This window comes from Limosilactobacillus reuteri (assembly GCF_020785355.1).
GTDB lineage: Bacteria > Bacillota > Bacilli > Lactobacillales > Lactobacillaceae > Limosilactobacillus > Limosilactobacillus reuteri_I.
Genome location: NZ_JAJGVH010000064.1, coordinates 39272 through 52703 on the forward strand (window position 1 = coordinate 39272; position 13432 = coordinate 52703).

Sequence of the window (13432 nt, forward strand, 5' to 3'; positions counted from 1 at the left end):
TCCTCCTTTCAAACTTTAATAATCAAATGTTAAATTTATTATAATTTGCTTTTGAATTAGTTCAAGATCATCGTTATTTACTGGTAGGCCTAATAATTTGTTCTGCAAGACATAGGTGAGGATAGGACCAATAAAAATACGCGTAATTTGGGGTGGAGTCAACACTGAATTGATTTCAGGAAAATTAACTTGGAATTCTTTTAGTTTGGCAAATATACCGTCATTGCCACTAAAAAAATCTCGATAAGATTTATCTGTTAATTGACCTGTTAGAATTTCTTGAAAGATTAATCGAATAAAATCAAAGTTTACTTCGATAAAGTGAATCCGGTCAGTAACAATAAATTTTATTAATGAAGGTAAATCTGTTTTATCATCAAGATTACTAAAAAAGTTATTTTTAATTTCAATCAAAATAGGCTGCAATAATTTAGCTAGTAAATCATCCTTTGAAGAAAAATATTTATAGATTGTTCCTTCACTTACGCCAGCCTCTTTGGCAATTTTAGCCGTAGTAGTGGCGTGAAAGCCATTATTAGCAAAAAGTTTTAATGATGTTATGAGAACTTTCTTTTTACCAGCAGGCATTTTAGCGTTGGCAAGTTGTTCTTCATAATTTGCTAGAACTTGGGACATCTGCTTCACCTCTTAATAAAATTATACTTTGCGATACCGTTTGAGGCCAATAATATTTAACCACAGAAGAACGACGAGGAAGATAAGCAACGCTAAAATATCGCCACCAAGACTAGTTAGACCTTTTCCATACATCACAATTTGAGTTAGAGCATCTCCGGTATAGGTTAAGGGGAGAATCTTCCCAATATATTGAACCCAGTGGGCCATGGAGTCGAGCGGAATAATCCCGGAGAAGAAAATTTGGGGAACAACAACTAGCGGAATAAACTGCATCATCTGAAATTCAGAATTAGCAAGTGTTGACATTAAAATTCCGAAGGCGAGGGCAACGAGGGCAAGGAGCACACTAATGATAATGACGTTAAAGATGTTTCCGACAACTTCTACTTTTAGAAGCCAAATAGTTGCCAGGACAATTACAGTCGATTGGATAATTGAAATGATTCCATAACTTAGCATATAGCCAAACACGATTTCGCTTCTTTTTACCGGAGTCGCAAGCAAGCGGTCAAGAGTACCAGAAGTCCGCTCTTTTAATAAGGCCATTCCAGAAATTAAAAAGACAAAGAAGAAAACAAAGAATCCCATCAAAATAGGTACAATTTTGACAAAGAAGCCAGTGTCGGCATCCCCATATTGGTAATGATTACTGATCGTTGGTGAGCTTCCAGAATTAGTTGTTGCAATCGGCACATTGGGATTTGTCGTTTTAACAATTGTTTGTAATTGTTGGACACCATTTGCTAATGAGCTAATGGTGGTTTTTGTAATCGCAGCATTCAATGCCTGTTTTGTTAATGCCGTTTTTCCTGAGTCAGTATTCGCATAGGTCACATTATATTTATTTTTTGCTTGATCATATTCGATGATGGCATCCGTAGAATTATCTTTTAGCTTTTTTCTTGCATGTTCAATCGAACTAGGCGTAACAGTTACGCCGTCTACTTTTTTGAGGTTACGTTCAATAGATTGGCTGACATTTACTGTTGAAATATTAACGTTGGTGTTAGAACTGGCAGAAAACATTACGTTCATTAACCACATAATTAAGATTGGGACTAAAAACATCAATGCCAGCGTTCGTTTATCACGAAATAATTCTTTTAAAACGCGTTTAGTAATTGCTAGGGTCCTCATGCTTCTTCCTCCTCAGCTTTTAAAAAGACATCTTCAATTGTTGGCACGCCATATTGTTTTTCAAGCTCTTTTGGTGAAGCGAAGGCAATCACATCTCCATGTAACAATAAGGCAACACGATCAGTTAGTTCTGTTTCGTCCATGACGTGAGTAGTAATAAGAATACTTTGTCCCTGATTACGAAGTTCAAGGAGTTCTTGCCAAATTTGCCGCCGAAGAGCAGGGTCAATTCCTACAGTCGGTTCATCGAGAATTAGTAGTTCTGGCTGACCCAGTAATGCAATTGCCAGTGAAAGTCGTCGCTTCATCCCTCCAGAATAACCACTAACGCGCTGAGTAAGGTAATTTTGAAGGTCAACAACTTTACTAACATGAATAATTTCTTCGGAGAGTTTTCTACCAGTTACTCCCTTCATTTTGCCAAAGAATTCAAGGTTTTCTTTGGCAGAGAGGCTTTCGTATAAGGCATCAGATTGTGCCATATAGCCGATTTTACTAAGTACTTTTCGATTTGGCATCGTTTTGCCAAGAACAAGGGCAGTTCCTTGAGTAGCTTTTTCCATTCCTAACATTGTCTTGATTGCGGTCGTCTTTCCCGAACCCGAGGGCCCAATTAGCCCAACAATTTCACCGGGAGTGACAGTTAAATTAATATCATGAAGAATGGTACGGTCACCGAATTTCTTACTCAAGTGACTAAGTTGAATAAGATCTGCCATATTTAATTCCCTCATTTCTTTTTTTGGTGAGTAAACACTTACTTTTTTGTTTTTATTATAGTGAGTGCTTACTCACCAGTCAAGGTGAAAAATAAAACACTACTAATAGAAGTGCCTATTAATAGTGCTTTTTAATTGTTTTTTACCGGAATTCGCAATACTGTTTTTAGATTTTCGATCTTGGTACGGCGAGGATCTGACAAATAAATTTCATGATGGTGGCGGTCATCGTTAATATCTACTTTTAAGCCCTGTTCCTCAATAAATTTATGTATTTTGTCGATTGTTGCTGGTTCATCATCGTATGACCCGATATGAAGTGCTTGCACACAGAGGCCTTCGTGCATTGACAGGAATTCTACGTTATGTAAATCAAGCTGCTTCTTTTCGCTAGCCATTTGAATTGCCCAGTCAAAAACATCTTGAGTAACAAAGTTAGGAAGCCGAATCATCGCAATGAAATTGAACATTTCTTTGTGAGCATAGTCAATTCCCACAATGCCATCTTGCCACCATAGTCCTTCTAGTGGGGGAACAACAAAATCAAAATAATCTGGAATTTGGTAGGTGCCTTTTTTGCTCATTTTTATGGTATAAGCAACAGCGTAAAGCTTTTCAATTGCTTTTTTATACTCACTATTTTCCTGATTAGGATCCCCATGTCCCCGCACAGCAAGATACTTCATCATCGGTACATTGATTAGGCTGGGATTCTTTCCGGGGACATACAATTCTTTCTGCTCTTTTCTGAAATTATAAGCCATCTTGTCACTTCCTATGTTTTTATTCTAGCTCAACTTTTTTAATGTTGCCTAGCTCAGTAAGATCAGTAAAGACGTTTTCTGATTTGAAGCCAGATCTTAATTCACCATAAAGTTGACAGGAGATTTTTCCGTCTCCATAATCATAGATCGAGTATTTGAGCGGAACTTCAAAATATTTTTTGTTTAACTGAGTAATAAGTGCATGCAAATCATCAGTATTTCCTTCTAGTTGAATAAAACAGGAGAATCCTTTACCTTGTCTGAGTGCAAACTGATCTAGATATTTTCCAATAACTTCTGCTAAAAGAACGCAACAGGTACCAATAATCCCAATACTGTATAAACCACTACCATAGGCAAGACCGATTGCGCCGGTAACCCAAATTCCAGCTGCCGTAGTTAAACCATCGATTATTTCATCGTGACGATTAATGATTGTCCCAGCGCCTAAAAAACCAATCCCGCTAACAACTTGAGCGGCAATCCGTGATGGGTCAACGTTCCAATTGCTATGGGTGATTTTCATTAAATCGAAAAATCCGTATTTTGAAATGATCATGACCATTGCCGCCCCCACAGCAATTAGGGCATGCGTCCGAATTCCAGCCATTTTAGCCTTACTTTTTCGCTCAAACCCAATGATTCCACCACATAAGGCGGCCATGAGCATTCGTAAACACCAGTCAAGCCTAAGCAACGATTACCCCTCCTTTACCAAAAATCAATTATTATCAATTTTATTAGCCTAACTGTACTATATCGCGTTTAGATGTTTAAAGCCAAAAAGAAAGCTGAAAGAAATAACATTTTCTCTCAGCCTTTAACTATTATTCATATACGGAACGTTTTAGTACGCCCACGAATGGCAGATTCCGGTAAAGGCCATTAAAGTCTAGGCCATATCCGACAATAAATTCGTTTGGAACTTTAAAACCAACGTAATCGGCTTCAACATCAACTTCACGACGGTCCGGCTTATCGAGTAAGGAGCAGATTTCAATACTTTTAGCTCCACGATCAGCGAAAAGATCAGCGAGATATTTTAACGTATGACCAGTATCAATAATGTCTTCCATAATAATAACTGGTCGGTCCTTAATATCGTGGGAAAGATCTTGAATTAATTTAACTTTTCCAGTGGATTCTGAACTTTCTTCGTAACTAGAAACGTCGACATAATCAACGTTTAACTTAAAATTAAGGCGCTTCATCATTTCACTAGTGAAAATCATTGCTCCTGTCATTACGGAAACTAAAACTGGAAATTCATCTTGATATTTTTCAGTAAGTGTATTGGCAAGTTCATCTAAGCGTTGATTGACTTGATCTTGAGTATATAAAACTTTTTCGACGTCGTTATTCATTCTAGCTCTCCCTTGATAATGTTCGTTATTTACGAACTATTTTTGCGGTTTTTATTTATTGACGTTAGAATTTTAACATAAATCGAATGAATTTAAAGTGTTTTAGCAAGAAAAATCAGATTTTTGTTCTGCTTTGTAAGATGAGGCATAAAATTTGTATAATACAGGTAGATATTTTTTTAAACGGATGCCTGGAAGGGATACTTATAATTATGAAAAAAGTTAATTTATATATTTTTTTGACGCTCTGTTCCTTTGCTATCTTCTTATTAACCACGCCATCAAAGGTAAAGGCAGAAGTGGTTGACAAGCAAACGCAACATCAACTTCAAGATTATATGAAGGACCATCATATCAATGGGGTGATGCTAGTTAATGGCAAAGATGGGAAGCCGGTTGCTATTGAGAATAATGAAACCACGAATAAGGATCAAATTGTAAAAGCAGATCGACTATTTCCCACGGCATCGCTTCAAAAGATTGTAACGGGAACCGCTGTCTATCAATTAAAGCAAAAGAAGCAATTAGATTGGGACACTTCGCTAAGTAAGTATTATCCGCAGGTTGATGGTAGTAAAGATATTACGATTCGGGAATTAATGAATCATACCAGTGGCTTGATTAATAATGATCGTCCCTTCGAACCACTTAGAGGCCAAAAAGCACAAATTGCTTATATGCTTAAACATCTCAAGTATGATCATACGCACACGTGGGATTATCAGGATGTTGATTATGAAATCTTGGCAGCCATTATTAGTAAGCAAACACATCTAAGCTATAATGCCTATATTCAAAAAAACTTTGCTAAACCGCTCCATCTTCACCAAATTAAAGATTTTTCTGAGGTTTCCAAAAAAGAAATTCCGCAACCAATGGATCCAACAGTTGATTGGCACCGGGTAACTGTAACGACCTCCTCAGACTTTGGGGCAGGGAACCTATTTATATCGCCAAACGATTACTGGAAGTTTGTATATAATGAGGTGCTGAAAGATCCAAAAATGATTAATGAATACTACCAACAAGCGCAGCATCAAGAAGTTGCCTATTTTGGTGGGGTCTACTTTGACGGGGATGTAATCCGGGCCAACGGGAGTATTCCCGGATATAACAGTTGCTTTGTCGCCGATTACAAGACGAAACGAATGATTATGCTGTTTTCTAATAATATTGATTATCTAAAATTAAAGGCAACTTCGGACGATATTCTTCATAATTATATGGAACACTAAATAGCTAAATAAAAATTCTCTAAGTTTTTACTAAAGGACTTAGAGAATTTTTTTGATGTTATAGCTGCTTATTTTCGCAAGAATTTATTATCCTTATCCGGTAATTTTTCTGGGATAAAGCGTTCTGCGCGCATGTGTAAATTATATTTTTCACGTAATTTAGCTAATTCCGCCATCATCGGTGAATCATGATCAGCGTCTAATGCTTCTTGACTTTCCCAGGTGTCAATTAAAAGAATCGTATGGGGATCATCAAGTGGTTGAAAGTATTCGTATTTTAGATTACCAGGTTGTTGACGAATTTGATCCGCAATTCCTCTCTCTTCCATTTCCTGGGCAAAATTTTTAGCATTATCACCTTCACCAGTATAGTAAAGATTCATTGTAAAGCTCATAATGTCACCTCCTTGGTCTCCAACTATAGGTCAATAATTTCTGGTTCAAAATCAATCTGCTTAAGAAATTTGAACAAGTCATCTGTCTTAATAAAAATTGTATGAGTATTTTCGTTAGGATGGAAAGTCTGAATTGGTTCGTCGACAATGTCCTTATCAAAATATACCTTTACATTATGAGCTTCATTATTCAGGAGGCCAAATGGTGAAACAATTCCTGGTGCTAAGCCAAGCTGTTCTTGCAGATATTCCGGTCGAGCCATTGAAACCCTTTTAGCTCCAGTTAAATCCATAAATTTATGAAAGTCCATTGTTTTTTTATCATCCATAATAACCATGTAGAAATTCTTTTTCTTCCCTTTCAGAAACATGGTTTTAGTGCGAACACCTTCATGACCAGCGATATATGCATCAGCTTCTTCGGTGGTGTGAGCAGCAGGGTGATCAATCACAGTATAATCAGTTATTCCGAAATTCTTTAGGGCATCTTTAACTTGCTGATAGGTTCCTAATGTCATAATTTTGCTCCTTAATTAAATCTCTTATCGTGAAACGCTTACATTAATTATAGGATAAACCATCAAAATTAGGGAGTGAGAGGTTGTCTTTTTCATGAGATGAGCAATAAAAGGATAAATTACATCTTTTGAATCAAATAAACTGATATGCTTCAACATCCATTTTTAACTTTTCTGCTGCTTTTACAATCCCAAGTGCAGTAGTTCCATCAGTAGTAGTTTTTGTAAATTTTCGCAGAGTTGCTAATGAAATTTTAGAGCCGTAATGCCATAACTATAAGAACTGTTGCTAATCTACAATCAGTCTTATTGACTTGATTTATATAGATTATTTAATTCTTTAGATCTGCTTCTAGAATACTTAAGATAATCATTGTTGGAAAACTTAATAAGCCGTTTTTTAGTATTAATTGTTTCAACATTTTGTAAGTTAATTAAGCTAGACTGCGAAGCTTTGAAAAATAGAGGATAATTTTGTTCAATTGTTTTAATATCACCTGAGAATTCTCCTTGACCATTAGATGTAACAATTTTTAATTTATGAGGGAATTTTGTAGTAGAGATATAAAGGATATTACTGAAGTTTACATTTATAATCCTTGTACCAACTTTATAACTGAATGTATTTTTTTTAATATAGTTAAATTCATTCAGTTTCCTTATAGCTAGTTCTAGGGTTTCGGTTAGCCGTCTTTGTAAATCTCGTTGGCTTGTAGTTTTAGTTATATAGTCCAACGGATTAATTCGACGTTGAAAGGTGAGAAAAGCTAGTTCTTCATGCGTTGTAATAAAGATTATTTGTGCCTTTTCGTTAAGTGTTTTTATTTTTTGAGCTAAATCTAGACCGCCCTTTGAACTGGAATTTTCATCTAACTGAATATCTAAAAAGGCAATAATATTATTTAAATCACTATTAAACTCAAGGTAATCTAATACACTCTCTGCGTCGGTTGCAATCAAATCAATGGTCGGATGAATATCTTGTTCTTCAAGAATAATTGATGACATTTTAAGTAGTGTAGCGATATTTTTTGCTTGAGTCCTGTCATCATCGCAGACAAGTAAATGGTAGTCCATAAGTATTCCTTTCTATTCAATTGAAATTGTAAATGTAAAGTAACCATTATTGGAGGAGTAAGCAATATATACGTTGTGGTATTTGTTAGCTATTTTTTTTACAGTTGCTAATCCTAGCCCTTCATGATTAGCTTTATTTGTAATTCCTTCTTGGTGGAGTTTATTAGTGCTAAGCTGCTTTCGACAAGTATTCTTAATTTCAAATTCTAACTTGTTAGGGGCACTTTGATACAGCATTGAATTGATTTCTACAGTACGTGCTCCTAACTTTTTTAAGGTTTCGCATTCTTCAAGGGCATTATCATAAGCGATTCCAATTATTCGAATTAAATCAAATAAATCGATATTTGGGAGATCATTAATTTCAGTTAAACATTCAAAATGATATTTAATATCTTTTTGGTAAATTGAATTTAATTTACTAATAAAGATACTTCGCAAGACATCATCTTTAATGTTTTTAGTATCTTGAAACTGCCAAAGAGCATCTTCACCAAGATTATCACGAGAATAAGCTTCTAATTTATTAAGTAAAGTTTGATTATCACCATTTAAAGCACTTAGTTTAAGGCTATTTAATAAGTTTTGGTAATCGTGTTTAAACCTTTTTAGCTTGGATTGATTTTCCTCTAGGTTTTGAATAAGAAGTAATAAGTTCTTCTTTTCTTGAAGTTGGAGTTTCTTTTGTTGAATTTGTTTACTAACTCGGTATACAAAGACTGTAAAACTGCATTGAAGAACCAGTAAGCAAAAGATAAGAATAAAAGCTGGGGTTACCCGTGGAGTTGTAAAAATGGTAAATCCTGCGATATTTAAGGTAATAAAAAGATAGGATAAGATCCATAAATTAATAGTTGTATTATCTTCTTCTATTTTATCAAGAGGATGGTAATAGTAGAGAATAATAAAAGTGATTAGGTAAAAGAATGGATCAATAAATAGAATATAATTGATTGGTAGTGAAAGTACTTTATCAATTGTAAAGGTTGAGAAATCAATTACAATTGATGTCGTTAAGGTTAATAGGATAGCACCAATTAATTTATGATTAGAGGTTCTGTTTTTAAAATACAAATATAGGAACCCTCCCTCTAATATTGTTGAGAGATATGCTCCTGTATAACCTAAGCCAATCATAAGGAATATGATAGTAAAAATAATAGTTAAGAAAAATATATCTCGTTTAGTGATCTTAATTTTTACGAGATAAAAGAATGTGAAAAGTTCAAAAGTAAGTCCTTGAATTACTGAAACAATTTGAATAAAAAAATTCATATTAAAATTAACGGAAGATATTTTGCAAGTTATTTATAATTTTATTAGTGTAAGTATATGTATTATTATTTACAGACTTAAAAGTGAGTATATACCAACCTTAATTAAAGATAGTTGCTGAGTTGATAGTTTTTTCATAAATAAATCTCTCCTATTGTTTTATCAGTAATTTATTTTAACAGGATGCATCAAAAAAATCATAAATAATCAAAAGTAGTTGTTTAAGGTTCAAATCCTGTAAGAAATGAGTCCGATTATTCTGTTAGTAAAAAATAATAAATGTTAAATTTTTGTTTAACTTCTCAATAAGGAAATTGCTTTCAGTTAATCTTCCTTAATTAAAAACATACTTATTATTTGCCCCTATACCATGTAATAATAGCCATAAGCACCCCATATATAATCCCAATTACAGTTGGGATTATATAACTCATAGGATTTTTTAATTCGCTAATGAGTGAAGTATGAAAGCTAAGAGCATTTGTAAGAGAATTAAGTAAATAAATAATCAGTGTCATATATATAGCTGAAGCAAAACTATTCTTTACAATATGTGTGTTATCATGAGTCACGACCCGATTAATTTTACGTTTTGCATATATAGAATAGCCACCAACAATATAAACAGTAAAAATCAGTAACGCCCCAGCTAAAATATTAAAAGACAATTCATAATTCTCTGTTGTAGTAACAATGAAAAAGGAAATAAGAACTGCAACGAGGTTAAAAAGAAATAAGCTAACAGCGATATTAAGACTAATCTTCGCCATATAATCTTTATTATCTTGATTTGTTAATTTGGGCATATTATAGAACCATTGAAAAAGTTTATTATTCATTAATTTACTCCTCTTAGAAAGTTTGGTTTTTACCATAGCATAATTTATCTTTTTTAATAATTTTCTTCTAATTTTAGTGGAATTTTAGCGTATTAGGATGTTGAAGCAGGATATGAGTGTAATTTGTACGAATTAGAAGTTTTTATTTAGCTGTCTTAATTTACTTTATGCTTAAAGTATAGAAATTGAGAAGGAAATTATTATGAAAAAAATTTTGTTTGATCCATTATATTTTTTTGTCATAGCTTTTATGTATTTAATATTTGATTACAATTTTGGCATGATATCGATGTCAATCTTTTGTGGACTTTCACTATTAATTAGTAATCTAGGGAAGAAATTTTTATATCTGCAAGCACTATTGTTCATAATATATGGATTATTACTTTTTATAGTTCATCCAAGCACATGGATAGTTTCTGTAATTTTGATCTTAATTGGAATAGTCTTCTTTATATTTTATTTTAGAGGATGAACTGGCTTTTAGAATAGTTAGAGTCGGAGGAAAAATTGTTTCGACTATCATGGGGAGTTTTAATGATTTTGATTGATTTTTTGAAAAAGAATAAATGGAATATAATTGCAATATTAATATTTTTTGGATTTTGTATATATTATGCTTATGATAAAAATATTGTTATGGCCAGCGATTTCTTACTGGGTGCAATAATTTGGCTGATTAGTTGTTTGAAGAAAAAATATTCTTTCTTAGGAGGGATAGCACTAATCTCATATGCCGTGTTTATTTTAATTATTCGGGCAGATTTATGGCCGGGAGCAGTCGCATGTATAGTAATAGGATTGTTTATCTTATTTTTCTATCTAAAGAAACTTAAAAAGCAATAATCTAGAGAATAAAAGGTATGATCCCAGTTGGATATTGGAATCATACCTTTTTATCTTGCACTTCAACTTTATAAATTTCATTACGCAAGACTCTTCGTTACTTTAGTTTAAATATTCAAAGTATATGCGAGAGTTCTTGCGTTTTCTTGTTTTTAAAGCACAAACGCATAGAATCACAGTAATTTACCACGACCCCATGCATTTAAATTTCAGTTACTTAACCAAATACCGTAACCAGACCGCTCCATCGTCAAAACTTGCAACATCTTTTAATTGCAGAGCGATTGGACGACTGCTTTCTGGACGGCCATCAAAAAGGCTTGGTTGACCGGTTCGCCCATCGACACCAGTCCCAATTAAAATACTGATTTCATCAATTAATCCCGCTTCAAGGAAACCGCCATTGATTTTTCCACCGCCAACAATTGCTAAACGGTCAATATTAAATTTGTCGGCAAGAATTTCCATCGCTTTAGCCAGGTCGATTTGATCTTTCCCAGTTGCGATCCATGAAATATTTTGCCGATTGAGGTAATCAAGGTAATCTTTCGTAACTTGTTCACTCGTAATAATGAGGTGAGGGAAGTTATTACCATTTTCCGTGCCCCATTGTAAAGTTCCTTTAGTATCAACAACGATATTATAATTATCAGCAGTTGCATTTTTAGCAAAGTCAGTCTTACCAAGGATTTCTTTGTTTTGCGGATTAAATTTACCATCACGCGTCAATTCGGTTTCTGCAGTAACACGTCCACTAATCCTTGTAGGAACATTTAAACTGTCCAATGTAGAATAGTATTCGGGTTCACCGGCTAATTGGGCCGTCATTCCACAATCAATTCGTCCATCAACTGATGTCATCATATGGACGATAATATATGGTTTATTCATTTATAAAGCCTCCTCGTATTCTATAAATATATCCTTACGGATTTTGCTACATTACAACTTGTTTTCTGGTCACCGCATGATAACCTCTAATTATCATTGGCTTTGGTCAACTGGTATAGGTTAATACCTCCTGTAGTTTTTAACTACTTATGAAGTCTGCCGCCCAGCCAATCTACTGATTTTCGAACTCACATGCTGTATCGATTAGATAGTTTACTAATTCAGAGTAGGATTAGGTGCAGCTTTAACTCTCTAACCAATGAATACTGATACTTGCGAGGATGTTTTTAGTGATTGTAATTAGGGGCTATCATGCAGTGATCAGATTAAGACCAGTAAATTTTAATGAAAGGAGGCCATTCCAATGAAACTTTTTGTCGGTATTGACGTTAGCTCAAAAGATTTAGTAACTTCAATGATTTCTGAAGAAACAACTGAAGTTGTTTTCCATGGTAACTTTGTTAATGATTTGAAAGGCGCAACAGAATTAAAAAACATGATTATCGATACGGCGAATTCAAATCATCTCGACCAAGTTGTGATTGGCATGGAAGCCACTTCCATTTACAGCTTTCACCCAGCAATGTTTTTCCAAGAAGACTCGGACCTTAAAAAGTTCAATACACAATCCGTGGTTATCGATCCTAAGAAAACTAAGCGCTATCATGATGTCTTCGCTGAAGATAAAAATGATCAAATCGACGCTTTTTACATTGCTGACTTCCTACGTGTTGGACGCTATTCAGTAGGGATTGTTCGTCAAGAGAACTACATTGCCCTGCAACGCTTAACGCGTTCCCGATATGAGCTTGTTCAAAGCTTAGCTCGGGCTAAGCAACACTTTATTGAGAACCTATACTACAAGCTCAATAAATTAGTAATTTCTGATGAACTGAATACTTCTATCTTTGGTTCAACGATGATGAGTCTGCTAACTGAAGATATGACTACTGATGACTTACTTAATCTTTCGATTACTGATTTAGCCGATTATCTGAATGAACACGGCCGGGGTCGCTTCGCGAACCCTGAAGCCTTGGCGAAAATAATTCAAAAGGCAGTTCGTGCTTCTTATCGTTTAGACAAAGTAATTGCTAATTCAGTTGATACAGTTCTCTCCGTTTATGCCGAGGAAATTAAAGCTTTTCAGAAGATGATTAAAGACCTCGACAAAGCAATTGAGAAAGTAGTTCAAGTAACTGATGAAGAACAGATTTTGCGCTCCATTCCCGGAATTGGACCAGTATACGCTGCTGGTATTTTAGCTGAAATTGGTCAAATCGAACGATTTGATAATGAAGCTAAATTGGCTAAATATGCTGGGCTTTCCTGGCGAGAAAAGCAGTCCGGAGCTTACGCTAGTGATAATACTCCGCTCAAGAGAACTGGTAATGCTTATCTTAGATACTATTTGGTTGAAGCTGCCAACAGAGTTAGAATCCAAGATCCAGTTTTTGGTGAATATTATCGGCGTAAATATCAAGAAGTAAAGCATACCCCATCAAAACGCGCTCTCGTCCTTACCGCACGTAAACTTATTAGGGTGATTTTCTTCCTACTCAAAAATCATCAAATCTATCAGGAAAAGAGGTAATTGGTATAGGAAGATAAACTGATTCTCGACGCTTAGCTTTTAAAACACCTTGGGATCAAGGCTTATTTAAGTGCGTCAAAAATCTGGTCAAAACAAGTTTGTCAGTGATAATTTTATCTTGACTTATTACCACATGACT

16 protein-coding genes are annotated in these 13432 nt (G+C 34.5%); 3 read left to right on the top strand and 13 right to left on the bottom strand.

Annotated elements, in window-relative coordinates; translation table 11 throughout:
* Positions 1 to 15: 15 nt before the first annotated feature.
* From LMB56_RS03380 to hpt, 6 genes are all read right to left on the bottom strand, one after another.
* A complete protein-coding gene (locus tag LMB56_RS03380) occupies positions 16 to 636 on the bottom strand; it encodes a TetR/AcrR family transcriptional regulator (RefSeq protein ID WP_229284143.1) in 621 nt (206 codons plus the stop codon).
* A 21-nt stretch (positions 637 to 657) separates the two neighbouring features.
* Positions 658 to 1776, bottom strand: a complete 1119-nt coding sequence (locus tag LMB56_RS03385; protein ID WP_229284144.1) for an ABC transporter permease — start codon at positions 1774 to 1776, stop codon at positions 658 to 660.
* Positions 1773 to 2495 carry an ABC transporter ATP-binding protein gene (locus tag LMB56_RS03390; RefSeq protein WP_229284145.1) on the bottom strand — a complete coding sequence of 241 codons (723 nt, stop codon included), beginning with the start codon at positions 2493 to 2495 and terminating at the stop codon, positions 1773 to 1775. Before LMB56_RS03390 ends, LMB56_RS03385 begins: the two co-directional genes overlap by 4 nt.
* Before the next feature lie 131 nt (positions 2496 to 2626).
* Positions 2627 to 3259, bottom strand: coding sequence for a GyrI-like domain-containing protein (locus tag LMB56_RS03395; protein ID WP_229284146.1), 633 nt, complete (start codon positions 3257 to 3259; stop codon positions 2627 to 2629).
* Between the two features lie 19 nt (positions 3260 to 3278).
* Positions 3279 to 3956, bottom strand: a complete 678-nt coding sequence (locus tag LMB56_RS03400; RefSeq protein ID WP_229284147.1) for an MgtC/SapB family protein — start codon at positions 3954 to 3956, stop codon at positions 3279 to 3281.
* A 130-nt stretch (positions 3957 to 4086) separates the two neighbouring features.
* The gene (gene hpt / locus LMB56_RS03405; protein WP_003669452.1) at positions 4087 to 4623 is read right to left on the bottom strand and encodes a hypoxanthine phosphoribosyltransferase; all 537 of its coding nucleotides are present in this window, start codon (positions 4621 to 4623) and stop codon (positions 4087 to 4089) included.
* Positions 4624 to 4835: 212 nt separating this feature from the next.
* Between hpt and LMB56_RS03410 the strand changes: the two genes are divergently transcribed.
* Positions 4836 to 5858 (top strand): serine hydrolase domain-containing protein, encoded by a 1023-nt coding sequence (locus tag LMB56_RS03410; protein ID WP_229284148.1) that lies wholly within the window; start codon positions 4836 to 4838, stop codon positions 5856 to 5858.
* Between the two features lie 68 nt (positions 5859 to 5926).
* Here LMB56_RS03410 and LMB56_RS03415 read toward each other — a convergent pair whose 3' ends face one another.
* From LMB56_RS03415 to LMB56_RS03440, 6 genes are all read right to left on the bottom strand, one after another.
* A complete protein-coding gene (locus LMB56_RS03415; RefSeq protein WP_122481636.1) occupies positions 5927 to 6253 on the bottom strand; it encodes an antibiotic biosynthesis monooxygenase family protein in 327 nt (108 codons plus the stop codon).
* A 23-nt stretch (positions 6254 to 6276) separates the two neighbouring features.
* Positions 6277 to 6771 carry a prolyl-tRNA synthetase associated domain-containing protein gene (locus tag LMB56_RS03420; protein ID WP_229284149.1) on the bottom strand — a complete coding sequence of 165 codons (495 nt, stop codon included), beginning with the start codon at positions 6769 to 6771 and terminating at the stop codon, positions 6277 to 6279.
* Between the two features lie 133 nt (positions 6772 to 6904).
* Positions 6905 to 7024 (bottom strand): cysteine peptidase family C39 domain-containing protein, encoded by a 120-nt coding sequence (locus tag LMB56_RS03425; protein WP_122481668.1) that lies wholly within the window; start codon positions 7022 to 7024, stop codon positions 6905 to 6907.
* 53 nt (positions 7025 to 7077) lie between these two features.
* Positions 7078 to 7848, bottom strand: coding sequence for a LytR/AlgR family response regulator transcription factor (locus LMB56_RS03430; RefSeq protein ID WP_229284150.1), 771 nt, complete (start codon positions 7846 to 7848; stop codon positions 7078 to 7080).
* Between the two features lie 12 nt (positions 7849 to 7860).
* Positions 7861 to 8922, bottom strand: coding sequence for a GHKL domain-containing protein (locus tag LMB56_RS03435; protein ID WP_229284151.1), 1062 nt, complete (start codon positions 8920 to 8922; stop codon positions 7861 to 7863).
* 554 nt (positions 8923 to 9476) lie between these two features.
* Entirely contained in the window at positions 9477 to 9962 is a 486-nt protein-coding gene (locus LMB56_RS03440) for a DUF3278 domain-containing protein (protein WP_229284152.1), read from the bottom strand.
* A 537-nt stretch (positions 9963 to 10499) separates the two neighbouring features.
* Here LMB56_RS03440 and LMB56_RS03445 point away from each other — a divergent pair.
* Positions 10500 to 10808, top strand: a complete 309-nt coding sequence (locus tag LMB56_RS03445) for a hypothetical protein (protein ID WP_229284153.1) — start codon at positions 10500 to 10502, stop codon at positions 10806 to 10808.
* 213 nt (positions 10809 to 11021) lie between these two features.
* Here the strand turns inward: LMB56_RS03445 and LMB56_RS03450 are convergent, their stop codons facing one another.
* Complete coding sequence (locus LMB56_RS03450) at positions 11022 to 11699, bottom strand: dihydrofolate reductase family protein (protein ID WP_229274440.1); 678 nt, start codon at positions 11697 to 11699, stop codon at positions 11022 to 11024.
* Positions 11700 to 12063: 364 nt separating this feature from the next.
* On the opposite strand from LMB56_RS03450, the gene LMB56_RS03455 reads away from it, so the two are divergent.
* Positions 12064 to 13293, top strand: a complete 1230-nt coding sequence (locus tag LMB56_RS03455; RefSeq protein WP_229282092.1) for an IS110 family RNA-guided transposase — start codon at positions 12064 to 12066, stop codon at positions 13291 to 13293.
* The last annotated feature ends 139 nt before the right edge of the window (positions 13294 to 13432 follow it).

Excerpts from the sequence above, each read along its gene's own strand:
- LMB56_RS03380 (WP_229284143.1), bottom strand. The coding sequence starts at position 636 with ATGTCCCAAGTTCTAGCAAATTATGAAGAACAACTTGCCAACGCTAAA.
- LMB56_RS03385 (WP_229284144.1), bottom strand. The coding sequence starts at position 1,776 with ATGAGGACCCTAGCAATTACTAAACGCGTTTTAAAAGAATTATTTCGT.
- LMB56_RS03390 (WP_229284145.1), bottom strand. The coding sequence starts at position 2,495 with ATGGCAGATCTTATTCAACTTAGTCACTTGAGTAAGAAATTCGGTGAC.
- LMB56_RS03395 (WP_229284146.1), bottom strand. The coding sequence starts at position 3,259 with ATGGCTTATAATTTCAGAAAAGAGCAGAAAGAATTGTATGTCCCCGGA.
- hpt (WP_003669452.1), bottom strand. The coding sequence starts at position 4,623 with ATGAATAACGACGTCGAAAAAGTTTTATATACTCAAGATCAAGTCAAT.
- LMB56_RS03410 (WP_229284148.1), top strand. The coding sequence starts at position 4,836 with ATGAAAAAAGTTAATTTATATATTTTTTTGACGCTCTGTTCCTTTGCT.
- LMB56_RS03415 (WP_122481636.1), bottom strand. The coding sequence starts at position 6,253 with ATGAGCTTTACAATGAATCTTTACTATACTGGTGAAGGTGATAATGCT.
- LMB56_RS03420 (WP_229284149.1), bottom strand. The coding sequence starts at position 6,771 with ATGACATTAGGAACCTATCAGCAAGTTAAAGATGCCCTAAAGAATTTC.
- LMB56_RS03430 (WP_229284150.1), bottom strand. The coding sequence starts at position 7,848 with ATGGACTACCATTTACTTGTCTGCGATGATGACAGGACTCAAGCAAAA.
- LMB56_RS03440 (WP_229284152.1), bottom strand. The coding sequence starts at position 9,962 with ATGAATAATAAACTTTTTCAATGGTTCTATAATATGCCCAAATTAACA.
- LMB56_RS03445 (WP_229284153.1), top strand. The coding sequence starts at position 10,500 with ATGATTTTGATTGATTTTTTGAAAAAGAATAAATGGAATATAATTGCA.
- LMB56_RS03450 (WP_229274440.1), bottom strand. The coding sequence starts at position 11,699 with ATGAATAAACCATATATTATCGTCCATATGATGACATCAGTTGATGGA.
- LMB56_RS03455 (WP_229282092.1), top strand. The coding sequence starts at position 12,064 with ATGAAACTTTTTGTCGGTATTGACGTTAGCTCAAAAGATTTAGTAACT.